Origin of the sequence: Priestia megaterium NBRC 15308 = ATCC 14581, assembly GCF_000832985.1 — a bacterium.
Taxonomy (GTDB): domain Bacteria; phylum Bacillota; class Bacilli; order Bacillales; family Bacillaceae_H; genus Priestia; species Priestia megaterium.
Window position 1 is genome coordinate 2,797,928 of the sequence record NZ_CP009920.1, and the last position, 22,761, is coordinate 2,820,688.

Consider the following 22,761-nt stretch of genomic DNA (forward strand, 5'->3'; position numbering starts at 1 on the left):
TAGAGTAAGAGGGTCCCGTATGATTACTATATGTAGCATGATAGATACCTGAGTAGGACGAACACCTATATAGACAAAAAATAAAAAATGAAGTAAAATTAGTACCAACTCATAATAATTGATTATATAATCGATAAATGAAATGACGGATATAGGTTTTATAGGAATATAAGCCTTTTATTTAAAGGAGAGGTTGATATGAACGCTGGTGTTCTAGGAATTGGACGTTATGTACCAGAGAAAGTTGTAACAAATTTAGATCTTGAAAAAGTAATGGATACATCAGATGAGTGGATTCGTACGCGCACAGGTATTCAAGAGCGCCGAATTGCAGCCGATAACGAGGACACATCTGATTTAGCTTATAAAGCAGCAGTTGAAGCTTTACATAAAGCTAACGTCGAGGCAGAAGATATTGACATGATCATTGTTGCTACGGTAACGCCAGATCAACCGTTTCCTACAGTATCATGTATGCTACAAGAAAAATTGGGAGCAAAAAAAGCAGCTTCTTACGATGTGAGCGCCGCATGTGCAGGGTTTATGTACGGCATGATTACAGCTAAGCAATTTATTGAAACCAATGCTTACAGGCATATATTAGTGGTCGGTGTAGAAAAGCTTTCTAAGATTACAGATTGGGACGACCGTAACACGGCTGTTTTATTCGGAGACGGAGCAGGTGCAGTTGTAATGGGACCTGTATCAGAAGGACGAGGTATTTTATCCTTTGAACTAGGGTCGGACGGTACGGGAGGCAAGCACTTGTATCAAAACGAGCTTGATCATATTGTCATGAACGGACGTGAAGTATTTAAGTTTGCTGTTCGACAAATGGGGGAATCTGCTGTTAATGTAATTGAAAAAGCAGGTTTAACAAAAGAGGATGTTGATTTTCTCGTACCTCATCAAGCGAATATTCGTATTATGGAAGCTGCAAGACAGCGATTAGACTTGCCTGAAGAAAAAATGTCTAAAACAATCCAATACTACGGCAATACATCAGCAGCATCGATTCCAATTTCAATTGTTCATGAGCTTGAAGCAGGGAAAATTCAAGATGATGATTTAATTGTAATGGTTGGTTTCGGAGGCGGCTTAACATGGGGAGCTATTGCTATTAGATGGGGAAAATAACACTACATTTTTAAAGCAACTGAAGGAGATGAATGTACGATGAATAAAAAACGTGTAGTTGTAACAGGACTTGGTGGGCTTACACCAATTGGAAATGACGTAGAAACAGCTTGGAAAAACGCAGTAGCAGGCGTGTCTGGCGTTGGTCCTTTAACAAGACTAGATGCAAATGAATTCCCGGCTAAAGTAGCGGCTGAAGTAAAAGATTTTAACGTGGAAGATTTTATTGACCGCAAAGAGGCTCGTAAGATGGATCGCTTTACTCAATATGCAATGGTAGCTGCATTGGCGGCTGTTAAAGATGCGGATTTGACTATTACAGAAGAAATTGCTCCAAACGTCGGCGTTTGGATTGGTTCTGGAATTGGCGGTATGGAAACGTTTGAAAACCAATATTCAACGTTATTAGAAAAAGGTGCCCGCCGTGTAAGTCCATTCTTCATTCCGATGATGATTCCTGATATGGCAACAGGACAAGTTTCTATTGCTTTAGGGGCGAAAGGCGTGAACTCTTGTACGGTAACGGCATGTGCAACAGGTACAAACTCTATTGGTGATGCGTTTAAAGTCATTCAACGCGGAGATGCAGACGTGATGGTGACGGGCGGTACGGAAGCGCCAATCACGCGTTTATCTATTGCTGGTTTCTGTGCGAATAAAGCACTTTCTACAAATCCAGATCCTGCAACAGCATCTCGTCCGTTTGATAAAGAGCGCGACGGCTTCGTTATGGGAGAAGGTGCAGGTGTTATTGTGCTTGAAGAGCTTGAACATGCACTAGCGCGCGGCGCACGTATTTATGCTGAAATTGTGGGCTATGGTTCAACAGGAGATGCTCACCATATCACAGCGCCAGCTCCAGGAGGAGAAGGCGGCGTTCGTGCAATGCGTCATGCGATTGAAGATGCAGGCCTACAGCCAAGTGATATTGATTACATCAATGCTCACGGTACAAGTACAGGATACAATGATAAATTTGAAACAATGGCTATTAAAGAAGTATTTGGCGACCACGCTCAAAAAGTAGCGATTAGTTCAACAAAGTCAATGACTGGCCACTTGTTAGGAGCTGCTGGCGGAGTAGAAGCTATTTTTAGTGTGAAGGCAATTCAAGACGGTATTCTTCCTCCAACAATTAACTATCAAACACCTGATGAAGAGTGCGATTTAGACTACATTCCAAATAAAGCGCGTAAGCAAGAAGTAAAAGCGGTGCTCAGCAACTCACTTGGATTTGGCGGTCACAATGCAACAATCATCTTTAAAAAATACGAAGCATAATGAAAAATTCTAGGCTGATGCCTAGAATTTTTTTTATTTTTAATAACCAAAAGAGTAGCTGTGAACATATCATGAAACAAAAGGAAGAAGAAAGTGAGGGGAAAACATGCCGATTGTTTCAACTTCTACTTGGACGGAGCCGAAAGAAATAAGCCGTTATCTCGCGCGCTATTTTAAGAAATTAAAAGAAAAAGAATATATGGAATTACTTTTTAACTATGGAATGTGTCCGCCTTCTTTAATGTTTATAAAAGAATTAGAAGAAATGAAGAAAAGACAGGTTTGGAAGAAAGTTAAAGCACATTATGAGAAGCTTAAAAAAGCATGGAATGGGCCCGATGTAGCGGTGCTAGTGCTTCCAAGCAATCCTAGAAATCGAAAAATGCAGCGTGAATTTAATGGAAGAGCAGGTGTCGCTTTTACCGATAAATTATTTGTGTTTATGACAAGTCATACATCCGATGAAGAAATGTTAGCAGTGCTTACCCATGAATACCATCACGTTTGCAGGCTAAAAGCCATTAATAAATCTGATGAAACGATTACTTTGTTAGACGCTATGATGATGGAAGGGTTAGCTGAAAGAGCTGTAGAGGAGTATTGTGGTAAAAAATATTTAGCTCCGTGGACAAATTATTATACCATTGAAGAAGCTAAAAAAATGTGGGAAAAGCATGTTAAACCTTATTACAATCTGCGCGCCGACGAAAAGAAATATGATCAACTGTTATTCGGCCAAAATTGGTATCCAGAAATGATGGGCTACAATATTGGTTATCATCTTGTTACTTCATGTATGAAGCCTCACACTTTAACTACTACCCAGCTGCTTCCTCTTAGCACCAATACTATCTTAAAAAAATCTGCGTTCCAACTGTAAAAAAACAAGTTCTATATACCTAAAGTTAAAAATAGTAAATTTTATCCTATTTCCAACAAAAAATTAGGAGGTTTATGCGTTAAAGTGCCGAAGAGATATTTAGAAATCATTATTTTAAAAATAAAAAATATAATTAATTTTCAAAATATATTGATTTTGTAATGAAATTGTAATAATATCTTATTCAAATATAACAATTTTTAGAAAAATGAGGTGTGCACTATAAATGGATAAAAAGCCCGTCGAATTAACACCTTTACTAGAAGTGAAAAATTTACAAACTGCTTTTTCCATTAATGATTCCTGGCATAATGCTGTGGACGACGTGTCGTTTCAAGTCGGACGAAAGCGAATTATAGGGGTTGTAGGAGAATCTGGCTGTGGAAAAAGCGTATTGTCTTTATCCGTCATTGGGCTGTTACCTAAAGTAAATAGTCAAATTAGAAGCGGAAGCGTTTTATTTAACGGAAAGAATCTTACGCACTTATCAGAAGATGAGATGAATGATGTTCGGGGGAAAGATATCTCAATGATTTTCCAAGAACCAATGACATCCCTTAATCCTGTGTTAACCATTGGGTATCAGCTGCAGGAAGTATTGTTTAACCATATGAATATATCCAAAGCGGAAGCGCGTGAAAAAAGCATTGCGCTTTTAAAAAGCGTTGGTATTTCGAGATCCGAAAAGCTCATCGATGAATATCCGCATCAGCTGTCAGGAGGAATGAGGCAGCGTGTCATGATTGCCATGGCGGTAGCTTGTCAGCCTAAACTTTTAATTGCTGATGAGCCGACAACGGCCCTAGATGTTACGGTTCAAGCTCAAATTTTAGAATTGCTAAAAGAAATTCAAGAAAGCAATGATATGTCTATTATTATGATTACACATGATTTAGGAGTAGTTGCTGAGATGTGTGATGAAGTGATTGTCATGTATGGCGGAAAAATTGTGGAGCATACAGATGTTGATACGTTATTTTATGCCCCAAAACATCCGTACACGAAAGCGCTTCTTCACTCAATTCCACGCATGGAAGATGATGTAGAAGTATTAAATACGATCAAAGGAATTGTGCCTTCTCTTGTAAACATGCCGCGGACAGGCTGTCGTTTCGTTAACCGATGTCCTCATGCAATGGAAGACTGCAGTTCCGTTACGCCTGTTCTTCGCCAGGATTCACAGGGGCATGATGTCGCATGTCTGCTGTATAAAAATAGCTATCCGTCAAAAGGAGTGAAGACAAGCTAATGACTAAAGCAGTGAAAGATGTATTGCTAGAAGTTCAGCATTTAAAAACCTACTATCCTATTCACGGCGGATTTTTCCGAAAGAAAATTGGTGATGTAAAAGCAGTTGACGGTATTTCTTTTGCTATTCGAAAAGGAGAAACGCTCGGTCTAGTAGGAGAATCTGGCTGTGGAAAATCCACGGCAGGAAGAACGATTCTAAGACTGTTGGAACCAACTAGCGGAAAAATTATTTTCGATGGTAAAGATATCACAGAAGCAAAAGGAACTTCTCTCCGTAAAATTAGACAAGATTTTCAAATGGTTTTTCAAGATCCCTATGCTTCCCTCAACCCAATGCAAATGGTTGGAGATGTTATTTCTGAACCAATTCGGAATTTTACAGGAAAATCAACCAATCAATTAAAATCAGAAGTTATGAATCTACTTACAAAAGTAGGGTTACCGGAAGATGCATACTATAAATATCCTCACGAATTTTCCGGTGGACAGCGTCAGCGGATTGGAATTGCACGTGCACTTGCACTTCGTCCAAAACTTATTATTGCTGATGAACCGGTATCGGCACTCGACGTTTCTGTCCAATCACAAGTTTTAAACCTTCTAAAAGAACTTCAACAAGAATTCGACCTAACCTTTTTATTTATTGCCCATGATTTGAGTGTTGTTAAACATATGAGTGATCGTATCGGTGTTATGTACCTAGGCGGTTTAGTGGAAATTGCTGATAAGAAAAGTCTGTACGCAGAGCCATTGCACCCTTATACGCAAGCGCTTGTATCGGCTATACCTGAACCAGATCCGCGAAAGAAAAAACAGCGTATTATTTTACAGGGAGATGTGCCAAGTCCAATTGATCCGCCAAAAGGCTGTGCGTTTCATCCTCGCTGTATACATGCAATGGCGGAGTGCAGCCAAACGAAACCTGCCTTAAAGGAGGTGAGACCTGGCCATCAAGTAGCTTGCCATTTATATAACTCGTAAAAGCTACATACGAACAGATTATTAGTTAAATAGGGGGAACGTCATGATGAAAAAGAAATCGTTTTTATCACTTGTTTCCATTTTGCTTGTGCTATCGCTTTTTCTAGCGGCATGCAGCGGTGGAAGCAGTTCTTCATCTTCTAGTAATAAAGAAGGCGGAGAAACAAAAACTGAAGGTGCAAAAACAGACAAGCCAAAAGATGGCGGAACGATTACGTATGGGATTGACGGAGCGCCGGAAGGGCTTTTTGAGTACGCATTGTATGGTAGTGCATATGATAGCCAAATCTTAGAATTTATCAATGAAGGTCTCTTTACTTATGATAAGAAATTAAAAATTAAATCTGACTTAGCTACTTGGAACGTGAGTGGTGATAAACTAACTTACACGTTTAAATTAAAAAAGGGGATTAAGTGGCATAACGGAGATCCATTAACTGCAGATGATTTTAAATATACGTATGAAACGATTGCCGATAAAGACTATACAGGTCCACGCTATGTAAACGTTGAGCACATTAAAGGCGCTCAAGAATATCACGACGGCAAAGCGGATTCTATTTCCGGAGTTGAAGTAGTAGATCCACAAACATTTAAAGTAACGTTTAAAGAAGTTCGTGTAAATAACTTAGACAATCTATGGCCGTATCCAATGCCGAAAAAGTACTACGAAGGAATTGCTGTAAAAGATCTTGCGGAGTCCAAACAAGTTCGTAAAGAGCCTATTGGTGTTGGGCCGTTTAAAGTGAAAAAAGTAGTAGCAAGTGAATATGTCCAAATGGAACGTAATGATGATTATTGGAAAGGTAAACCTCACCTTGATGGTGTTGTTGTAAAAGTACTGGATCCATCTGTTTCCGCCGGAGCATTGAAAAAAGGCGATGTCGACATTATGGATGTTCGCCCAGCTGATCTAGGGCAAGTTGAAAAAGCAGAAAACTTAGACTTTTTGGAAGGGAAATCAACTAGTTATTCGTATATTGGTCTACGATTTGGACATCGTGATCAAAAAGCTGGTAAAAACGTAGATGATTACGAAAAGTTCAAAGATCTAAAACTTCGTCAAGCATTGCTTTATGCAATAGATAGAAAAGCAATGGTAAAAGCATTTATGAACGACAAAGCGGTTGTTTCTAACACAGTTATTCCGTCTGTATTCTGGATTGCTGCTGACCAAAAAGATTTAACAAAGTACAAGTATAGTCCTGAAAAAGCTAAAAAATTATTAGCTGAAGCTGGTTATAAAGACAAGAATAATGACGGTTTTGTAGAAGATCCAAACGGAAAACCATTTACGATTTCATTCGGTCACTATGCTGGTCCAGCTAACTTCGAGGGTCGTGCGAAGGCTATTATGCAAGCATGGAATGATATTGGTATTAAAACAAAATTAGCAACGGGTTCACTTGTTGAATTTAACTTGTACAATGAAATGAAAGATAACGACGATAAGGCGTTAGAAGCGTTCTTTGGTTCTTGGGACACTGGTTCAGATCCAGATCCTACAGGATTATGGAGCTCTGATGCTGAATGGAACTATGGACGTTGGGTAAATAAGGAATCTGATGAAATGCTTAAAGACGGTTTGAGTGAAAAATCATTTGATGATAAATACCGTAAAGATGTATATGTAAAATGGCAAAAATTCTTTAATGAGCAGCTGCCAGTACTTCCTTTATGGGAAAATATCAATATTTATGCTGTGAATAAGCGTGTGAAAAACGTAACTCTAGATCCATCAACGGTAGTTGTAGATCCGGAGAAATGGTCTGTAACGGAATAAGTATTTTACATGTAAAGGAGAGTCAACGATGCTGCAATACTCACTAAGACGTATTTTAGGGATGATTCCAATGTTGATTCTGATCTCCTTTGTTGTGTTTTCCCTGGCAAAAATGATGCCAGGGGACCCTTTTGGGGGAGAAATCAACCCTAGTAATACAGATCCAAAATACATTGAGGAAATGCGTGATAAGCTAGGATATAACGATCCTATCTACGTTCAATATTGGAACTGGGTAAAGGGAGTGGCACAAGGAGATTTAGGAAAGTCAACAACTCATAAGTTACCGACATTAGATATTATTTTAGAGCGTATGCCTAATACTATCTTTTTAGCTTTGACTTCGCTTTTGATTACGTATGTGTTTGCATTTATTTTAGGTATGTATGCAGGAAGAAAACCGTATACCTTAGCAGATAACTTTATTGCAGGATATAATTACTTTGCATTAGCGGTTCCATCGTTTATCGCAGGGATCGTAGGCATTTATTTATTTTCCTTTCAGTTAGGTTGGTTTCCATTTAGCGGTTCTGTTGAAGTAGGATTGAAAGAGGGATCATGGGAATTTATTCAAAGTAGAATTCATCACGTTATATTACCCGCGCTGATTCTTGGCTTGATGTCGACCGCGCAGTATACCCAATTTTTGCGCAATGATATTATTGAAAACAGTCGCAAAGATTTTGTGCGCACTGCTAGAGCAAAAGGGACAAAAGAATCTAAAATTTATAATGTTCATATCCTACGCAACTCAATGATTCCGCTTATTACGTTTTTAGGGTTTGATCTTGTAACAATCATTAGCGGTTCTATCATTACAGAGACGATCTTTACGTATCCAGGAATTGGAAAATTGTTTGTTGACTCTGTAGCAACTCGTGACTACTCAGTTATGATGTCGCTTACAATGTTGTTTTCAATTTTAACACTGGTTGGGAATCTGGTTGCTGATTTGTTATACGGCGTAGCAGATCCGCGTATTCGTTTGGATTAGGAGGAGAAAGTATGGAAATTGTAACGAAAAAAGATGTACAGCCAGAAGTGAATATGAAAGCTCCTAAAAACCTTTCTCCATGGGCGATTGCGCGAAAGAAGTTTGTTAAAAATAAACTAGCCATGATAAGTTTAGCTTTCATGATTGTGATTACGCTTCTTGCCATTTTTGCACCGCTGCTTACAAAAGCAGATATTACACGTATCGACTATATGGCGATGAATGCAGCGCCTTCTAGTGGGCATTGGTTTGGAACGGATACAAATGGGCGAGACGTATTTGCACGTACATTGTATGGAGGAAGAACTTCGTTACTGATTGGAGTTGCCTGTACAACACTCGTTATTTTAATCGGAACTCTTATTGGTTCGATTGCGGGTTATTACGGAGGCAAAGTGGATCAATTCTTAATGCGTTTTACAGACTTTGTATTAAACTTTCCGCTAATTGTTTTCGTTGTAGTGTTAAATACAATCCTAATTGGAAAGATCTCAGGCGTTTGGACGCTCATCCTAGTTGTTAGTTTCTTAAGCTGGGGAAGTACGGCCCGACTGGTGCGAAGCAAAGTCTTGGCTGAAAAAGAAAATGAATATGTGCTTTCAGCCGTTTCCATTGGGTGCAGCCCGTTTAAAATCATCTTTAAACATTTGCTGCCAAATGTGTTTTCAACGATTGTGGTTCAAGCCAGTTTGCAGATGGCGATCCTTATTGTGTTTGAGTCAGCGATTAGCTTTATCGGTTTTGGCGTGCCGGCTGATACGCCAAGCTGGGGGAATATGCTGACAGAAGCAAGGGAATCAGATGTGCTGCAGAATAAGCCTTGGATGTGGGTTCCGCCAGGTTTAGCTATTACATTTACGATCCTAGCTATCAACTTCATTGGTGAAGGATTAAAAGATGCTTTGAATCCCAAATCTCTTCGTTAAAAATCTATCACAAAAGTGTGATAGATTTTTTTAGGTTTGTCAGACCTCCTGACAAACCTATTACTATAGAAGAAACTCGGATTTTTTTCTGCTTATAGGGGTGAATATAGCTCATGAAGCCTTTAGCAATCATTAGCACTGGCGTTATATCTGAGCTTCGAAACAAGTGCATTTGAATAATGACCAAAAACGAAGGCATTTTACAATTAATTTTTAGAAAAATAACATCATTTGGAATAAAAATTCCTTTCTCTGCCTATACTGATGGATAACAAACAGATAGTAAGTGAGGGGTAAATTATGCTATATCTTCATGATGTATGGGTTAATTGGTTTGAAGGCGAAGAAAACGGTTATAATGTGTGTCATTTCCATGAGTGGAGAAAAGACGATTGTGTAGAACTGCTCGATCAAGCACCGTTATTAAAAGTAAATCCGCTTTTATTTCATTACATTGAAAATGATCTTTCCGAGCTACCTCAACAACTACTACAAGATGTCTATCAGAAAGCATACATTCGGAAAAATCATGAACGCACGCAGGTTGAATATTGTTTTATTGTTACAGATGGAACGAATATTTTAGCAATTGATACGATGGGATATCATATTCCGATTCGAAAAAGCCGCTTAATTCCAAGACAGGAACAGTTAGTCTATGAGATGATTGCGGATCAAGAAGAGCTAGAATATAAGTTCAGTGAAGACGAGCTGAATAAAAAAGAGCATCATATTCTTTCACCGTCTCCTGAAACGATGAGAGGACTAACACGTAAAGAACGTCAGCTAAAACAGCTGTTATTTATGGCACTTGATCAGCTACATACCACAAAAAATACAGCTCAAATCCGCTACTGGTACACGGAGTGGAATCCAACGAAGTACGAAGATATTCAAGAGATGCCGTTTCAAGACGTGTGGAGTCAGCTATACGATGAAACGAAGTCAGGGTGGTCACCGAAGCATAAATTATTATGCGAGCGCTTAGTAAAAGGACAACCTTTCTTTGAAAAACTTTGGGAAATTGAACAAGAGCCAAAAGTTAATTAAAAAAAAACGACTGCATAGCAGTCGTTTTTTTTAACGTTTACGGCCAATTCCCATTGCGTTTCGCATTTTGCGAAGCATTTTATTAGCTGTTGTATTTGCTTTATCGGCACCTTGATCTAAAATATCATCTAGCTCGCTAGAATCAACTAATTCATAATATCTTTTTTGAATTGGAGCGAGTGCTTCAGCTACCACTTTGGCTGTGTCAGCTTTAAAGTCACCATAACCTTTGCCTTCGTACATCGCTTCAATGTCTTCGATCGATTTATTGGCTAGGATCGAATAAATACTTAATAAGTTTGAAATGCCTGGCTTATTTTCTTTATCGTAGCGAACAATACCTTCTGAATCCGTTACGGCACTTTTGATTTTCTTTTCAATTGTTTTAGCGTCATCCAAAAGCGTAATGAAAGCTTTTTGGTTTGGATCGGACTTGCTCATTTTTTTCGTAGGATCTTGAAGAGACATGACGCGTGCGCCCACTTTTGGAATACGTACTTCAGGAATAGTGAAGATATCATTGTATTTTTTGTTAAAGCGCTCAGCTAAGTCACGCGTTAATTCTAAATGCTGCTTTTGATCTTCACCAACTGGAACCAAATCGGTGTTGTATAAAAGAATATCCGCTGCCATTAATGGAGGATAAGTTAGTAATCCTGCTGATACTGCTTCTTTTCCAGCGGACTTATCTTTAAACTGAGTCATACGTTCAAGTTCACCGATATACGCTACGCACTGTAACATCCATCCCGCTTCTGTGTGGGCAGGCACTTCCGATTGAATAAATAAAGTCGATTTTGCTGGATCAATTCCTACCGCTACATACAGAGCAGCAAGGCTGCGAATGTTTTTACGAAGTGCTAAACGATCTTGAGGCGTTGTAATCGCATGCTGATCTACAATACAAAAATGACAGTTATAGTCATGTTGAAGTTCAACAAATTGCTTCATCGCTCCAATGTAGTTACCTAAAGTGATTGTACCGCTTGGTTGAATACCTGAAAAAATTGTTTTCATCAAATCTTCCTTTCATCTGCTCATATATGATGCTAATTTACGGATACAACATAAAAAGGCCCATCCGCTCCTAGCATAAGCTAGGGGCGAATGGACCGCGTTGCCACCCTAATTAGTACACATAATTGTGAACTATCTTTATTCATGTAACGTTGAGGTCAACGTTCAAGCTTTGCACTTGAAAGCTCCAAAGTCCATTCTGCAGGTTTCAATGTTTGTTCTCACCAGCCACAAACTCTCTGAAAATGAAAATTCTGCATACTACTCTTTTTCACAGCTTTAATTATATAGTTATTCGTTATTATAACGCGAAAAAGCAGGAATTTAAACATCTTATCACTAAAAAGTTTTATAAGACAATTTACTGGGATTTTTCAGCGGCAAAAAAAGACAAGAACCTTTTAATTAAAGCATTTCTTGATGAAAATTTGGTGGAGGATTTGGTAAAAATCTTTTATTTAATATTTCTAATGGCTTTGTAATACTATCGTAATACCTATACTACAAAAAAGATTTTAGAAGTCTGACAAGTAGGCACAATCCTTATAAGATAAGGTTTTTTCCCCCATGACAAAAAAATACCATTAAATAATAGTATTGCAATAAATTTTTAAAATATTTATAATAGGCGTAACAAACATATTTTTTACAAAGGTATTACAATTTCTTAATTTTTCAGAAAACACAAAATAGACAATGTTTTGTTTCAATTAGCGAATTTTGTAATGAATGAGTCTTCTACATATTAAGCGCATACATTGGATTTACAGCATGTAAACAATTGATGACAGTTTCATAGAGTAGAAGAATAATTTTGCAGTGAGGTCTTTAATGCTCTACTACATGAAAAAATAACTGATTATTTTGTATTGAAAGAGGATTAAGAAATTAGTGCATATCAAAAAAATATGGTTGCCACACAAACAAAATTTAATAGGGGGTAACACGCAATGAAGAAAAGGTTGTCGATTCTTTTCAGTTTGCTGCTTGTAATGAGCTTGTTTTTAGCTGCATGTGGATTTAACAAAGAATCTGGTGGCAGTGAAAATGCTAGCAGTGATGGCGGCGAAAAGAAAAAAGAGCAAGAGCTTCGCGTAAACATTAAAACTGAGCCTTTTTCATTAAACCCAGGCTTAGCTAATGATTCAACGTCATCAAACGTATTATTACAAACATTTGAGGGTTTAACTCGTATCGGTAAAGATGGAAAACCTGAAAATGCAATGGCGAAAGATGTGAAGGTCAGCGATGATCAAACTAAATATACGTTTACGATTCGCGACGATGCAAAATGGTCAAATGGTGACCCTGTAACAGCAAAAGATTTCGAATATGCATGGAAATGGGCGTTAGATCCTAAAAACGAATCTCAATATGCATATCAATTATACTATGTTAAAAATGCACAAGCTGCCAATGAAGGAAAAGGTTCATTAGATGATGTTGCCGTTAAAGCAACAGATGATAAAACGCTTGAGGTAACATTAGAAAACCCAACGCCATATTTCTTAGAATTAACAGCTTTCTATACGTACTTCCCAGTGAATACGAAAATTGCTGAATCAAATGAAAAATGGTACACAAATGCAGGCGAAAACTATACGTCAAACGGTCCTTTCAAGCTTAAAGCTTGGAAACATAATGACAAAATCGAGTTAGTTCCTAATGAAAACTATTGGGATAAAGATGCTGTAAAACTTAAAAAAGTTGAAATGTACATGATCAATGATAACAACACTGAACTTTCAATGTTCAAAAACGGTGAATTAGACTGGGCGGGTATGCCTACTGGTCAATTACCGGCTGATGCACTTCCTGAATTAAAGAAAGACGGTTCATTAAACATTCAAGAGATTGCAGGTACTTACTGGTACAAGTTTAATACAGAACAAAAACCTTTAGACAACGTGAACATTCGTAAAGCATTAGCTTATGCAATTGATCGTAAAGGTATTACAGAACAAATTACAAAAGACGGTTCAGTTCCAGCGATGGCGGCTGTACCACCAACAATGTTTGAAGATAACAAAAAAGGTTACTTCAAAGACAATGATGTGAAAAAAGCAAAAGAATATTTAGAAAAAGGCTTGAAAGAAATGGGCCTTAAAGATGCTTCAGAACTACCAGCAATTAAGGTTTCATACAACACGGATGAAAAACATGCAAAAATTGCACAAGCTGTTCAAGATATGTGGAAGAAAAACCTTGGCATTAAAGTACAGTTAGACAACTCTGAGTGGGCTGTTTACATTGAAAAGTTACACCAAGGAGATTATCAAGTTGGACGTATGGGCTGGTTAGGAGATTTTAACGATCCAATTAACTTCTTAGAATTGTTCCGTGATAAAAAAGGCGGAAACAATGATACAAACTGGGAAAACCCAGAATATAAAAAGTTATTAATTGACTCTCAAAAAGAAACAGATCCTAAAAAACGTCAGGCAATGTTGAAAAAAGCAGAAGGTATCTTCATGGATGAAATGCCAGTGGCACCAATCTACTTCTACACAAACGCTTGGGTACAAGACAAGCAGCTGAAAGATGTTGTGATGTCTGGACTTGGAGACATTCAGATTAAGTGGGCTCATTTTGAGTAAGTAACATCAATTATGACAAAGGGTATATGGGGCCTGGTGCTCCATATACTTTTCTTTCTTGTGCGCGAATTTTGTAAAAATATGGAGGTGTGTCAGGGTGTTCAAATATATAGGAAAACGACTTATTTATATGTTTCTATCATTATGGCTAATCGTAACAGCAACCTTTTTCTTAATGCGTGCTGTTCCGGGAGGTCCATTCACATCAGAAAAGCAGCTTCCCCCTGAAATTCAAAAAAATCTAAATCAGTATTACGGTTTAGACCAGCCTTGGTACCATCAGTACTTTGATTATTTAACATCAATTTTAAAGTGGGATTTTGGTCCATCTTTCAAATATAAAGGCCAAACGGTAAACGATTTGATCAACGGCGGATTCCCTGTTTCATTCATGCTAGGGATGGAAGCTATTTTAATAGCAATTGCTATTGGTGTAGTACTTGGTGTTATTGCTGCCTTAAAACATAATAAGTGGCAAGATTACACGGCGATGGTTATTGCAGTTCTAGGAATCTCAGTTCCGAGTTTTATTATGGCAGCGGTATTACAATACGTTCTGGCTATGAAACTACAAATTTTTCCGGTTGCACGCTGGGAATCTTGGGCACACACGGTGTTACCAGCTCTCGCGCTCGCTTCAACCCCTATGGCATTTATCGCACGGTTAACTCGTTCGAGTATGCTTGAAGTATTAAGCAATGATTATATTCGTACAGCGAAAGCAAAAGGTTTAAGCAGAGGCGTTATTACAGTTAAGCACGCCATGCGAAATGCGATGCTTCCAGTCGTATCCTATATGGGACCTTTAGTAGCAGGGATTTTAACGGGTAGCTTTGTTATTGAAAAAATATTTGGTATCCCGGGATTAGGTTCACACTTTGTACTCAGTATCTCAAACCGAGATTATACAACGATTATGGGCGTAACGGTGTTCTACAGTATTTTACTACTTTTTTGTATCTTGCTTGTAGATATTGCATACGGATTCATTGACCCTCGAATTAAACTTACAGGTGCTAAGAAAGGAGAGTAACTATGCAGCAACTTCCAAAAATTCCTAAAGAAATGTTTGAAACAGCAGGGATTGACCACGCTCAGGCAGAAAAGATTGAAAAACCGAGTCTTTCATTCTGGCAAGATGTTTTTATTCGTTTTCGCAAAAACAAGCTTGCTATGTTTGGTGTAGTACTAATGGTTCTCCTTGTTTTTATGGCTATATTTGGTCCATTGATGGTGAAATATGATTATGCAACCAATGATTTGCTGAATGCTAATCAGGCTCCATCTTCTGAGCACTGGTTCGGTACAGATGAATTAGGGCGTGATGTTTTTGCTCGCACGTGGGAAGGCGCTCGTATTTCATTATTTATCGGGTTAGCAGCAGCTTTAATTGATTTATTCATTGGCGTAGTTTGGGGAAGCATCTCTGGATACCGCGGCGGCCGTACGGATGAAACAATGATGCGTGTTGCGGATATCTTATATGGTGTTCCTTACCTTTTACTCGTTATTATTTTAATGGTTATGCTTGGCCAAGGGTTAGGCACGATGATTTTGGCGATGACCATTACCGGCTGGATTAACATGGCCCGTATTGTACGTGGACAAGTATTGCAGTTGAAAAACCAAGAGTACGTAATGGCTTCACAAACATTAGGAGCAACAACAAAACGTATTTTATTTAAACATCTTATTCCTAATGCGACAGGTCCAATTTTAGTAACAATGACACTAACGATTCCTTCAGCAATCTTTACAGAAGCATTTTTAAGCTACTTGGGACTAGGCGTTCCGGCACCGCTTGCAAGTTGGGGAACAATGGCTTCAGAAGGCTTACCTGCTTTGGAATACTATCCTTGGCGCTTATTTTTCCCAGGTTTGTTTATCTGTTTAACAATCTTAGCGTTCAACGTAATTGGTGATGGATTACGAGATGCGTTAGATCCAAAACTACGTAAGTAAGGAAGTGGACTCATATGTCACGTTTATTAGAAGTAAAGAATTTAGCTGTATCATTTAAAACATATGGCGGAGAAGTTCAAGCTGTTCGCGGCGTTAACTTCCATTTAAATAAAGGTGAAACTTTAGCAATTGTTGGTGAGTCAGGATCTGGTAAAAGTGTAACTTCACAAACGATCATGCGCCTTATTCCGATGCCTCCTGGCCGAATCAAAAGCGGTGAAATGCTGTTTGACGGCATTGATTTAGCTAAGAAAACGGATAAAGAAATGGAAGCTATTCGCGGTAAAGATATCGGTATGATCTTCCAAGATCCGATGACTTCCTTGAATCCAACGATGAAAGTTGGGGCTCAAATTGGTGAAGTCGTAATTAAGCATTCCAAAGTGTCTAAAGCAGAAGCGAAAAAACGGGCAGTCGAGTTATTAACGCTTGTAGGAATTCCTTTTCCAGAACAGCGTGTGAATCAATATCCGCATGAATTCAGCGGCGGGATGAGACAGCGTGTTGTCATTGCGATGGCTCTTGCTTCTAATCCGAAGCTATTGATCGCTGATGAACCAACAACGGCGCTTGATGTAACAATTCAAGCCCAAATTTTAGAGTTGATGAAAGACATTCAGAAAAAAACGGATACCTCTATTATCTTTATTACCCATGATCTTGGTGTAGTAGCAAATGTAGCAGATCGAGTAGCCGTTATGTACGCTGGTCAAATTGTTGAAATGGGCACAGTGGATGAAGTGTTTTACGATCCAAAACATCCGTATACGTGGGGACTGCTAGCTTCTATGCCAAGCTTAGACAACGAGGCAGAAGAAGAGCTGGCTGCTATTCCTGGAACGCCGCCAGATTTAACGAATCCTCCAAAAGGAGATGCATTTGCAGCGCGAAATCCATACGCAATGAAAATTGATTTTGAGCAAGAACCTCCAATGTTCAAAATATCTGATACGCACTATGCGAAAACATGGCTGTTACATCCCGATGCACCAAAAGTAGAGCCGCCTGCTTCAGTTCAGCGCCGCATGCGTAAAGTTGATAATGTATACAGTACACCTGTACTCGTAGCGAAGGATGGTGAATAACATGACAGATAAATTATTAGAGATTAAAGACTTAAAGCAACATTTTTTCACAAGTAAAGGAACAATTAAAGCAGTTGATGGTCTGACGTTTGACATCTTCCGCGGAGAAACATTAGGGCTTGTAGGTGAATCCGGTTGCGGAAAGTCAACGACAGGCAGAACGATTATTCGTTTATATGACGCTACTAGCGGTGAGGTACTATTTAATGGCGAAAATGTACATGGTCGCAAATCACGCTCAGCGCTTAAAAAATTCAATCGTAAAATGCAAATGATTTTCCAAGATCCATATGCGTCGCTTAACCCTCGTATGACCGTAGCAGATATCATAGCAGAAGGCATTGATATTCACGGTTTAGCTAAGACGAGAAAGGAGCGTATGGCAAAGGTTCACGAGCTTCTTGAAACAGTGGGGCTTAACAAAGAACATGCAAATCGCTATCCACATGAGTTTAGTGGCGGCCAGCGTCAGCGTATCGGTATCGCAAGAGCACTGGCAGTAGAACCTGATTTTATCATCGCAGATGAACCAATCTCAGCTTTGGACGTGTCTATACAAGCTCAAGTTGTTAACTTAATGAAGAAGTTACAGCGTGAACGTGGACTAACATATTTATTTATCGCCCATGATTTGTCAATGGTAAAATACATCAGTGACCGCATCGGCGTTATGTACAGAGGTAAGATTGTAGAGCTTGCACCAAGTGATGAACTTTATCGAAACCCTGTTCATCCATATACAAAAGCGTTACTTTCAGCTATTCCGCTTCCCGATCCTGACAGTGAAAAAACGCGTCAGCGCAAAATTTATGATCCAAGTATCCATGACTATAACGGTGAAGAACCGGAGCTTAGAGAAGTATCTCCAGGTCACTACGTGTCTTGTTCTCAAGCAGAGTTTGCCACATATACAACATAACAAAAACGATCTCACAACGAGGTCGTTTTTTATTTAGTTATCAAAGAACACTAAGCTTCAAGTTGCAAAAAACATGTAAGAACAAGTAACATTAGCGCTTTACAGGTATTATACAGTAAAGGATTGAAAAATACTATTGAAAATTTTCAGAATTTTATATTTAAGACAAAATATCTATGTATAAATCTTATAACTAAAGGAATATAAGTGATTAATAATGTTTTGTATTGAATAATAATTCAAGATTTATAAAAAGAAGGTAGACATGCGTCTACCTTCTTTTTATAAATCTGCTAAGATATCGCCGTCTTTACGATTTTTGTCAATTTTTAATACTTGATCTGCCGGCTGATAAGACGCACCATATATTTCTTTGTCTTTGTACGTATGAATTAACTCGTACGTTTTTTTCATTTTATTTAAAATGCTTTCCTCTGTTTCAGAGGTAGGAGACCAATATAGAATTTCCATCTGGTTAATTTCATTTGTAGCTAATGACCGGCGGTTATAGCCAATTGTTTGAGCATGCTTAAAGTCTGCACGTTTATAAAAATGCAGTCGTTTTGCTGAGTCTGAATCTTTATAGTCTACAGGCTCTACTTCTAAGATAATTGGTTTGTTATGCTGTTTTAACTCATCAATTAATTTACCTCCAAGCCCTTGACCTCGAGCATCTTTTGAAACAAAGAGGTAATCAATAAAGATAAATTGGTCTGTTTCCACGTACATTAATACGTGATGAGGTCCTTCGTTTTTATGATAAATATCGCTGCGTTCTTGTAAAAGCGTTTCGATATGCTTCTTTGATTTCATTTCTTCAATGGGAAAATATTGACTTAGTTTTTCATACCAATTCATAGCACCCTCCTACTGATCTTTTCATGATGATGTTCATAATAGTGTTTAAACAGTTATCTTATCTTTACCCTTTTTAGGGAAAAGTAAGCATCTATAATTGAAAATATTAAGAATAATCGATCGATTATTCTTAATATTTAGATAACTATAGCAGAATAAGAACATATAATGTAAAAAATGGTTTTTATTATATTTCACCCGTAAGTTTATTTGTGAAAATCACAAAAAACTATCGCATTTTTTGTGATTTTTGATAAAATGAACAAAGTGAAGTTTTTTTAATATTGTATTTTATAGATGTGAGAGCGGTAAAAGTATAGGTGTGAAACTTGCAATATCAGATTTTTAGTACATACACTGCCTAGAATTATTTGGCTGAAAAATAAGTTAATACTATACACGTAGCCGCTATCGCTATTAAATGAAATGGATATGTTAGGAGAGAGAATTATGCAAGGGAACACGCAAGAAAAAGAATTAAGCCGTGGACTTGAGGAAAGACATATTAGCTTAATGTCTTTAGGTGCAGCTATCGGAGTTGGACTGTTTTTAGGTTCTGCATCCGCTATTCGGTTAGCGGGTCCTGGTATTCTTATCATGTATGGAATCAGTGGTCTTATTATGTTTTTTATTATGAGAGCGCTAGGTGAAATGGCAGTACAAAATCCAGTAGCCGGTTCTTTTAGTAAGTATGCTAACGATTATTTAGGGCCACTTGCTGGTTATTTAACAGGCTGGAACTACTGGTTTATGTGGATTATTACATGTATGGCTGAAATTACAGCTGTTGGAGTATATATGGAGTTTTGGTTCCCAGGTGTACCTCAGTGGATATGGGCACTTGCAGCACTCGTTATCATGACAGGGGTTAACTTTTTAGCTGTAAAAGCATATGGCGAACTAGAGTTTTGGTTTTCTCTTATTAAAGTAGTAACGATTATCCTTATGATTGTGTTGGGCCTAGGCATGATTATCTTTGGAATTGGAAATGGCGGTATTGCAACAGGAATCAGTAATTTATGGAGTCACGGGGGCTTTTTCCCGAATGGCATGAAAGGCGTTCTTTTATCACTTCAAATGGTTATGTTTGCTTACCTTGGTATTGAAATGATTGGGGTAACAGCAGGAGAGGTGAAAAATCCGGAAAAAACACTAACAAAAGCAATTGATAATGTACTGTGGAGAATTTTGATTTTTTACATCGGAGCTTTGTTTGTTATTATGTCTATTTATCCTTGGCCAGAGATTGGAACGCAAGGAAGTCCATTTGTTTTAACTTTTGATAAAGCTGGAATTCCCGCTGCAGCAGGGATTATAAACTTTGTAGTGTTAACAGCGGCTTTATCTTCTTGTAACAGTGGAATTTTTAGTACAGGCCGTATGTTATTTAATTTAGCTCAGCACGGGGAAGCTCCAAAACGCTATGCTAACTTAACAAAAGGCGGCGTGCCTGGTGCAGCAGTTATTGCTTCAGCTGTTGTACTGCTAATCGGAGTTGGCTTAAACTATGTTGTTCCTGATAAGGTGTTCACCTGGGTGACGAGTATTGCCACTATTGGAGCAATTTGGACATGGGGAATTATTTTACTTTCTCAAATTCGCTTCCGCAAGGGATTAAACGATCAGCAAGTAAGTAATTTAAAATATAAGCTTCCATTTTTCCCGTATACGTCATATCTCTCTCTTGCTTTCTTAGCGGGAGTAGTAGTGGTGATGGGTTTTTCCTCTGATACAAGAATAGCCCTTATTGTAGGTCCGGTATGGTTTGTTTTATTGGTTGTTGTCTACTATTCAAAAGGTTTTCATAAAAGATAAAAAATAAAGCTCGGACAAAAGTAGTTTCGTTGAAGAAAGATCCGAACGAGTTGAATTCTTAATCAAGAATTCAACTCGTTCGGATTTTTTTATGGTGAACATAGGTTTACTGTATGTAGGGCTTCTAGCTATTGAACTGGAGGGCAAGGGGAAGACTCTCCACAGCGGTGTAACAAGCGGGATCCATACGAACTCATATATCCCATTTATTCATCTTTAGATTGATGTAGTTGTGTCCCAGCCGCATTTTTTTCCAAAAGAAAATGAAGGATTTATTATTTAACTTTTTGCTTTAGTGTGCTAATATATTATATTGTTAAACAAATGAAGAGATGAATAAAGAAACAAATAATTTTTACGTGTTAATAGATTAGCATCGAGCTTTCTATCTCAAAAGTTTAAGCTTTTAGAAAGCAAAAGGAGACACAGCAAATGAAAGATAAAAAATGGGGACTTTGGTTTTTAACAGCCTTTGTAGTTGGTAATATGGTAGGCGGCGGAGTATTTATGCTTCCTTCTAATTTAGCAAACGTATCAAGTCCAGTCGGTTCAACACTTGCTTGGATTGCAACAGGTCTTGGCGTGTTCATGATTGCTCTTGTATTCGGGAATTTAGTCATGAGAAAGCCCGAATTAAAAGGAGGGCCTCAAAGTTATGCGGCGAATCTTTTTTCATCGCCTAAAGCAGGTAAAGTAGCAGGGTATAGCATGGCTTGGGGCTATTGGGCAGCTAACTGGGCTGCAACAGCATCTGTCATCATATCGTTTGCGGGATATTTAACAACGTTCTTTCCAGTAATGGAGAGTAAGGATATTTTATTTTCAGTCGGAAATTTTCAATTAGAAGCTGGAAAATTCATTACGTTTTTAGTATGTTCTATTGTCCTATGGGGAATTCAAGCTATTTTGCAGCGAGATATTAATAGTGCCGGTAATATTAACTTTATCACAACGGCAGCTAAAATTATTGGATTCGGTTTATTTATTGTTGTGGCGCTATCGCTATTTAGCGCATCCAACCTGGTCAGTACAGAATTTGTTAATTCAAAAGGTATAAATGTAGGATTGGGAAGTCAGGTCAATGGGGCAGCCATTGCTACGCTGTGGGCCTTTATCGGAATTGAATCGGCTGTACTGTTATCTAACCGTGCAAAATCACAAAAAGTAGTGAAGAAAGCAACGCTGCTTGGATTATTGATCTCAATGGTTATCTATGTGGGGATTACGCTTCTAGCTATGGGGATTCTTTCAACAGCTCAGCTTCAGCAGTCTCAAAAACCTTTGGTAGATACGTTAGAAATGGTGATTGGACATAAAGGTGCTTACGTAATGGCCATTTTAGCACTTATTTCTTTATTAGGTTCTACTGTTGGATGGATTGTTGTTAGTGCAGAAGTTCCTTATCAAGCAGCGAAATCAGGGTTGTTTCCACAGTGGTTTGCTAAAACAAATCAGAACAATAGTCCAGCCCGCTCACTAACATTAACAAATGGCTTAACACAGTTGTTTTTGTTTGCGACTATTTCAGGTACAGTTTCGCAAGCCTATAATTTCGCCATTGTTGTAGCTACTCTCGCTTATTTAGTTCCTTATTTCGTGACGACAGTTTATCAATTAAAGCTTATTGTGACGGGTGAGACGTACGACACGATTAAAGGATCGCGAGTAAAAGACGGAATCATTGCCTCGTTAGCACTTATTTATTCACTTTGGGTGATTAAGACAGGGACAGCTGATTTAAAAACATTTTTCTTAGGTATTGGCTTATTTGTAATCGGGCTGTTACTGTATCCTATCTTAATGAGACGAGGAAAAAGCACATCAGCTATTAAATAAATAAGAGGTTATTTCAAAAGCTTTGCAGAATGTCAGTTCTTCTGCAAGGCTTTTTTAGTGACTGAAAAATTTGAAGAATTTGTAAAAGAAAAAAATAATAAAAAAAATGAAACTAATCTACAGGTTTATTCGTAATAGTAGTGTGGTAAATAAATAATGAAGAAAATCGGCAATGAAAATGATGACAGTGAAGGAACGAACTAATGTACTAGTTCACTTCAAAAAGTATATCATTCCGATGAAGTTTATAGTATAATGCAAATAGATATTATTTTTTAAAAGTAATTATAAAGTAGTATCGATTTTCATTATCAGTCATTAAATATTTACACTCGTTGAAGTTTGTATAAAACAACATGATTTACAGTTCATGTTTTAAATGTTATGAC

Annotated in this window: 18 protein-coding genes and 1 other annotated feature; of the genes, 16 read left to right on the plus strand and 2 right to left on the minus strand. The window is 38.0% G+C overall.

Going from position 1 to position 22,761, the window contains the following annotated elements; translation table 11 throughout:
- Positions 1-198: 198 nt before the first annotated feature.
- From BG04_RS14950 to BG04_RS14990, 9 genes are all read left to right on the plus strand, one after another.
- A complete protein-coding gene (locus tag BG04_RS14950; RefSeq protein ID WP_016763039.1) occupies positions 199-1,137 on the plus strand; it encodes a beta-ketoacyl-ACP synthase III in 939 nt (312 codons plus the stop codon).
- A 39-nt stretch (positions 1,138-1,176) separates the two neighbouring features.
- Positions 1,177-2,418: a beta-ketoacyl-ACP synthase II gene (fabF, locus tag BG04_RS14955; RefSeq protein ID WP_034654393.1), complete on the plus strand. Its 1,242-nt coding sequence runs from the start codon at positions 1,177-1,179 to the stop codon at positions 2,416-2,418.
- Between the two features lie 106 nt (positions 2,419-2,524).
- A complete protein-coding gene (locus tag BG04_RS14960) occupies positions 2,525-3,298 on the plus strand; it encodes a DUF2268 domain-containing putative Zn-dependent protease (protein WP_016763040.1) in 774 nt (257 codons plus the stop codon).
- Positions 3,299-3,524: 226 nt separating this feature from the next.
- On the plus strand, positions 3,525-4,547 hold the full coding sequence (locus BG04_RS14965) for an ABC transporter ATP-binding protein (RefSeq protein WP_016763041.1): 1,023 nt from the start codon (positions 3,525-3,527) through the stop codon (positions 4,545-4,547).
- Positions 4,547-5,530, plus strand: coding sequence for an ABC transporter ATP-binding protein (locus BG04_RS14970; RefSeq protein WP_016763042.1), 984 nt, complete (start codon positions 4,547-4,549; stop codon positions 5,528-5,530). The genes BG04_RS14965 and BG04_RS14970 overlap by 1 nt, the downstream gene beginning before the upstream one ends.
- Before the next feature lie 43 nt (positions 5,531-5,573).
- Positions 5,574-7,313 (plus strand): oligopeptide ABC transporter substrate-binding protein, encoded by a 1,740-nt coding sequence (opp4A, locus tag BG04_RS14975; protein ID WP_034654391.1) that lies wholly within the window; start codon positions 5,574-5,576, stop codon positions 7,311-7,313.
- A gap of 28 nt (positions 7,314-7,341) precedes the next feature.
- Entirely contained in the window at positions 7,342-8,307 is a 966-nt protein-coding gene (opp4B, locus tag BG04_RS14980) for an oligopeptide ABC transporter permease (protein WP_013055410.1), read from the plus strand.
- An 11-nt stretch (positions 8,308-8,318) separates the two neighbouring features.
- Positions 8,319-9,233: an oligopeptide ABC transporter permease gene (opp4C, locus tag BG04_RS14985; RefSeq protein ID WP_034654389.1), complete on the plus strand. Its 915-nt coding sequence runs from the start codon at positions 8,319-8,321 to the stop codon at positions 9,231-9,233.
- Between the two features lie 300 nt (positions 9,234-9,533).
- On the plus strand, positions 9,534-10,283 hold the full coding sequence (locus BG04_RS14990; RefSeq protein ID WP_016763046.1) for a YjbA family protein: 750 nt from the start codon (positions 9,534-9,536) through the stop codon (positions 10,281-10,283).
- Between the two features lie 30 nt (positions 10,284-10,313).
- Here BG04_RS14990 and trpS read toward each other — a convergent pair whose 3' ends face one another.
- Positions 10,314-11,303, minus strand: coding sequence for a tryptophan--tRNA ligase (gene trpS, locus BG04_RS14995; RefSeq protein ID WP_115648235.1), 990 nt, complete (start codon positions 11,301-11,303; stop codon positions 10,314-10,316).
- 76 nt (positions 11,304-11,379) lie between these two features.
- Positions 11,380-11,584, minus strand: a binding site (T-box leader).
- A 666-nt stretch (positions 11,585-12,250) separates the two neighbouring features.
- Between trpS and BG04_RS15005 the strand changes: the two genes are divergently transcribed.
- From BG04_RS15005 to BG04_RS15025, 5 genes are all read left to right on the plus strand, one after another.
- Positions 12,251-13,897, plus strand: a complete 1,647-nt coding sequence (locus tag BG04_RS15005) for a peptide ABC transporter substrate-binding protein (RefSeq protein ID WP_013081756.1) — start codon at positions 12,251-12,253, stop codon at positions 13,895-13,897.
- A gap of 97 nt (positions 13,898-13,994) precedes the next feature.
- Positions 13,995-14,930, plus strand: coding sequence for an ABC transporter permease (locus tag BG04_RS15010; protein ID WP_013055415.1), 936 nt, complete (start codon positions 13,995-13,997; stop codon positions 14,928-14,930).
- A 2-nt stretch (positions 14,931-14,932) separates the two neighbouring features.
- Positions 14,933-15,859 (plus strand): ABC transporter permease, encoded by a 927-nt coding sequence (locus BG04_RS15015; RefSeq protein ID WP_014461585.1) that lies wholly within the window; start codon positions 14,933-14,935, stop codon positions 15,857-15,859.
- A 14-nt stretch (positions 15,860-15,873) separates the two neighbouring features.
- The gene (locus BG04_RS15020; protein ID WP_016763049.1) at positions 15,874-16,944 is read left to right on the plus strand and encodes an ABC transporter ATP-binding protein; all 1,071 of its coding nucleotides are present in this window, start codon (positions 15,874-15,876) and stop codon (positions 16,942-16,944) included.
- A gap of 1 nt (position 16,945) precedes the next feature.
- Positions 16,946-17,863: an ABC transporter ATP-binding protein gene (locus tag BG04_RS15025; protein ID WP_034654381.1), complete on the plus strand. Its 918-nt coding sequence runs from the start codon at positions 16,946-16,948 to the stop codon at positions 17,861-17,863.
- Positions 17,864-18,145: 282 nt separating this feature from the next.
- On the opposite strand, the gene BG04_RS15030 is transcribed toward BG04_RS15025, so the two are convergent.
- Complete coding sequence (locus tag BG04_RS15030; RefSeq protein WP_013055419.1) at positions 18,146-18,721, minus strand: GNAT family N-acetyltransferase; 576 nt, start codon at positions 18,719-18,721, stop codon at positions 18,146-18,148.
- A gap of 450 nt (positions 18,722-19,171) precedes the next feature.
- On the opposite strand from BG04_RS15030, the gene BG04_RS15035 reads away from it, so the two are divergent.
- Together BG04_RS15035 and BG04_RS15040 are read left to right on the plus strand one after the other, a co-directional pair.
- The gene (locus tag BG04_RS15035; RefSeq protein ID WP_034654378.1) at positions 19,172-20,536 is read left to right on the plus strand and encodes an amino acid permease; all 1,365 of its coding nucleotides are present in this window, start codon (positions 19,172-19,174) and stop codon (positions 20,534-20,536) included.
- A 432-nt stretch (positions 20,537-20,968) separates the two neighbouring features.
- Complete coding sequence (locus tag BG04_RS15040) at positions 20,969-22,372, plus strand: amino acid permease (RefSeq protein ID WP_013081760.1); 1,404 nt, start codon at positions 20,969-20,971, stop codon at positions 22,370-22,372.
- The last annotated feature ends 389 nt before the right edge of the window (positions 22,373-22,761 follow it).

Bases quoted from the DNA above. Each gene is read 5' to 3' on its own strand.
- BG04_RS14950 (WP_016763039.1), top strand. From the start codon at position 199: ATGAACGCTGGTGTTCTAGGAATTGGACGTTATGTACCAGAGAAAGTT.
- fabF (WP_034654393.1), top strand. From the start codon at position 1,177: ATGAATAAAAAACGTGTAGTTGTAACAGGACTTGGTGGGCTTACACCA.
- BG04_RS14960 (WP_016763040.1), top strand. From the start codon at position 2,525: ATGCCGATTGTTTCAACTTCTACTTGGACGGAGCCGAAAGAAATAAGC.
- BG04_RS14965 (WP_016763041.1), top strand. From the start codon at position 3,525: ATGGATAAAAAGCCCGTCGAATTAACACCTTTACTAGAAGTGAAAAAT.
- BG04_RS14970 (WP_016763042.1), top strand. From the start codon at position 4,547: ATGACTAAAGCAGTGAAAGATGTATTGCTAGAAGTTCAGCATTTAAAA.
- opp4A (WP_034654391.1), top strand. From the start codon at position 5,574: ATGATGAAAAAGAAATCGTTTTTATCACTTGTTTCCATTTTGCTTGTG.
- opp4B (WP_013055410.1), top strand. From the start codon at position 7,342: ATGCTGCAATACTCACTAAGACGTATTTTAGGGATGATTCCAATGTTG.
- opp4C (WP_034654389.1), top strand. From the start codon at position 8,319: ATGGAAATTGTAACGAAAAAAGATGTACAGCCAGAAGTGAATATGAAA.
- BG04_RS14990 (WP_016763046.1), top strand. From the start codon at position 9,534: ATGCTATATCTTCATGATGTATGGGTTAATTGGTTTGAAGGCGAAGAA.
- BG04_RS15005 (WP_013081756.1), top strand. From the start codon at position 12,251: ATGAAGAAAAGGTTGTCGATTCTTTTCAGTTTGCTGCTTGTAATGAGC.
- BG04_RS15015 (WP_014461585.1), top strand. From the start codon at position 14,933: ATGCAGCAACTTCCAAAAATTCCTAAAGAAATGTTTGAAACAGCAGGG.
- BG04_RS15020 (WP_016763049.1), top strand. From the start codon at position 15,874: ATGTCACGTTTATTAGAAGTAAAGAATTTAGCTGTATCATTTAAAACA.
- BG04_RS15025 (WP_034654381.1), top strand. From the start codon at position 16,946: ATGACAGATAAATTATTAGAGATTAAAGACTTAAAGCAACATTTTTTC.
- BG04_RS15030 (WP_013055419.1), bottom strand. From the start codon at position 18,721: ATGAATTGGTATGAAAAACTAAGTCAATATTTTCCCATTGAAGAAATG.
- BG04_RS15035 (WP_034654378.1), top strand. From the start codon at position 19,172: ATGCAAGGGAACACGCAAGAAAAAGAATTAAGCCGTGGACTTGAGGAA.
- BG04_RS15040 (WP_013081760.1), top strand. From the start codon at position 20,969: ATGAAAGATAAAAAATGGGGACTTTGGTTTTTAACAGCCTTTGTAGTT.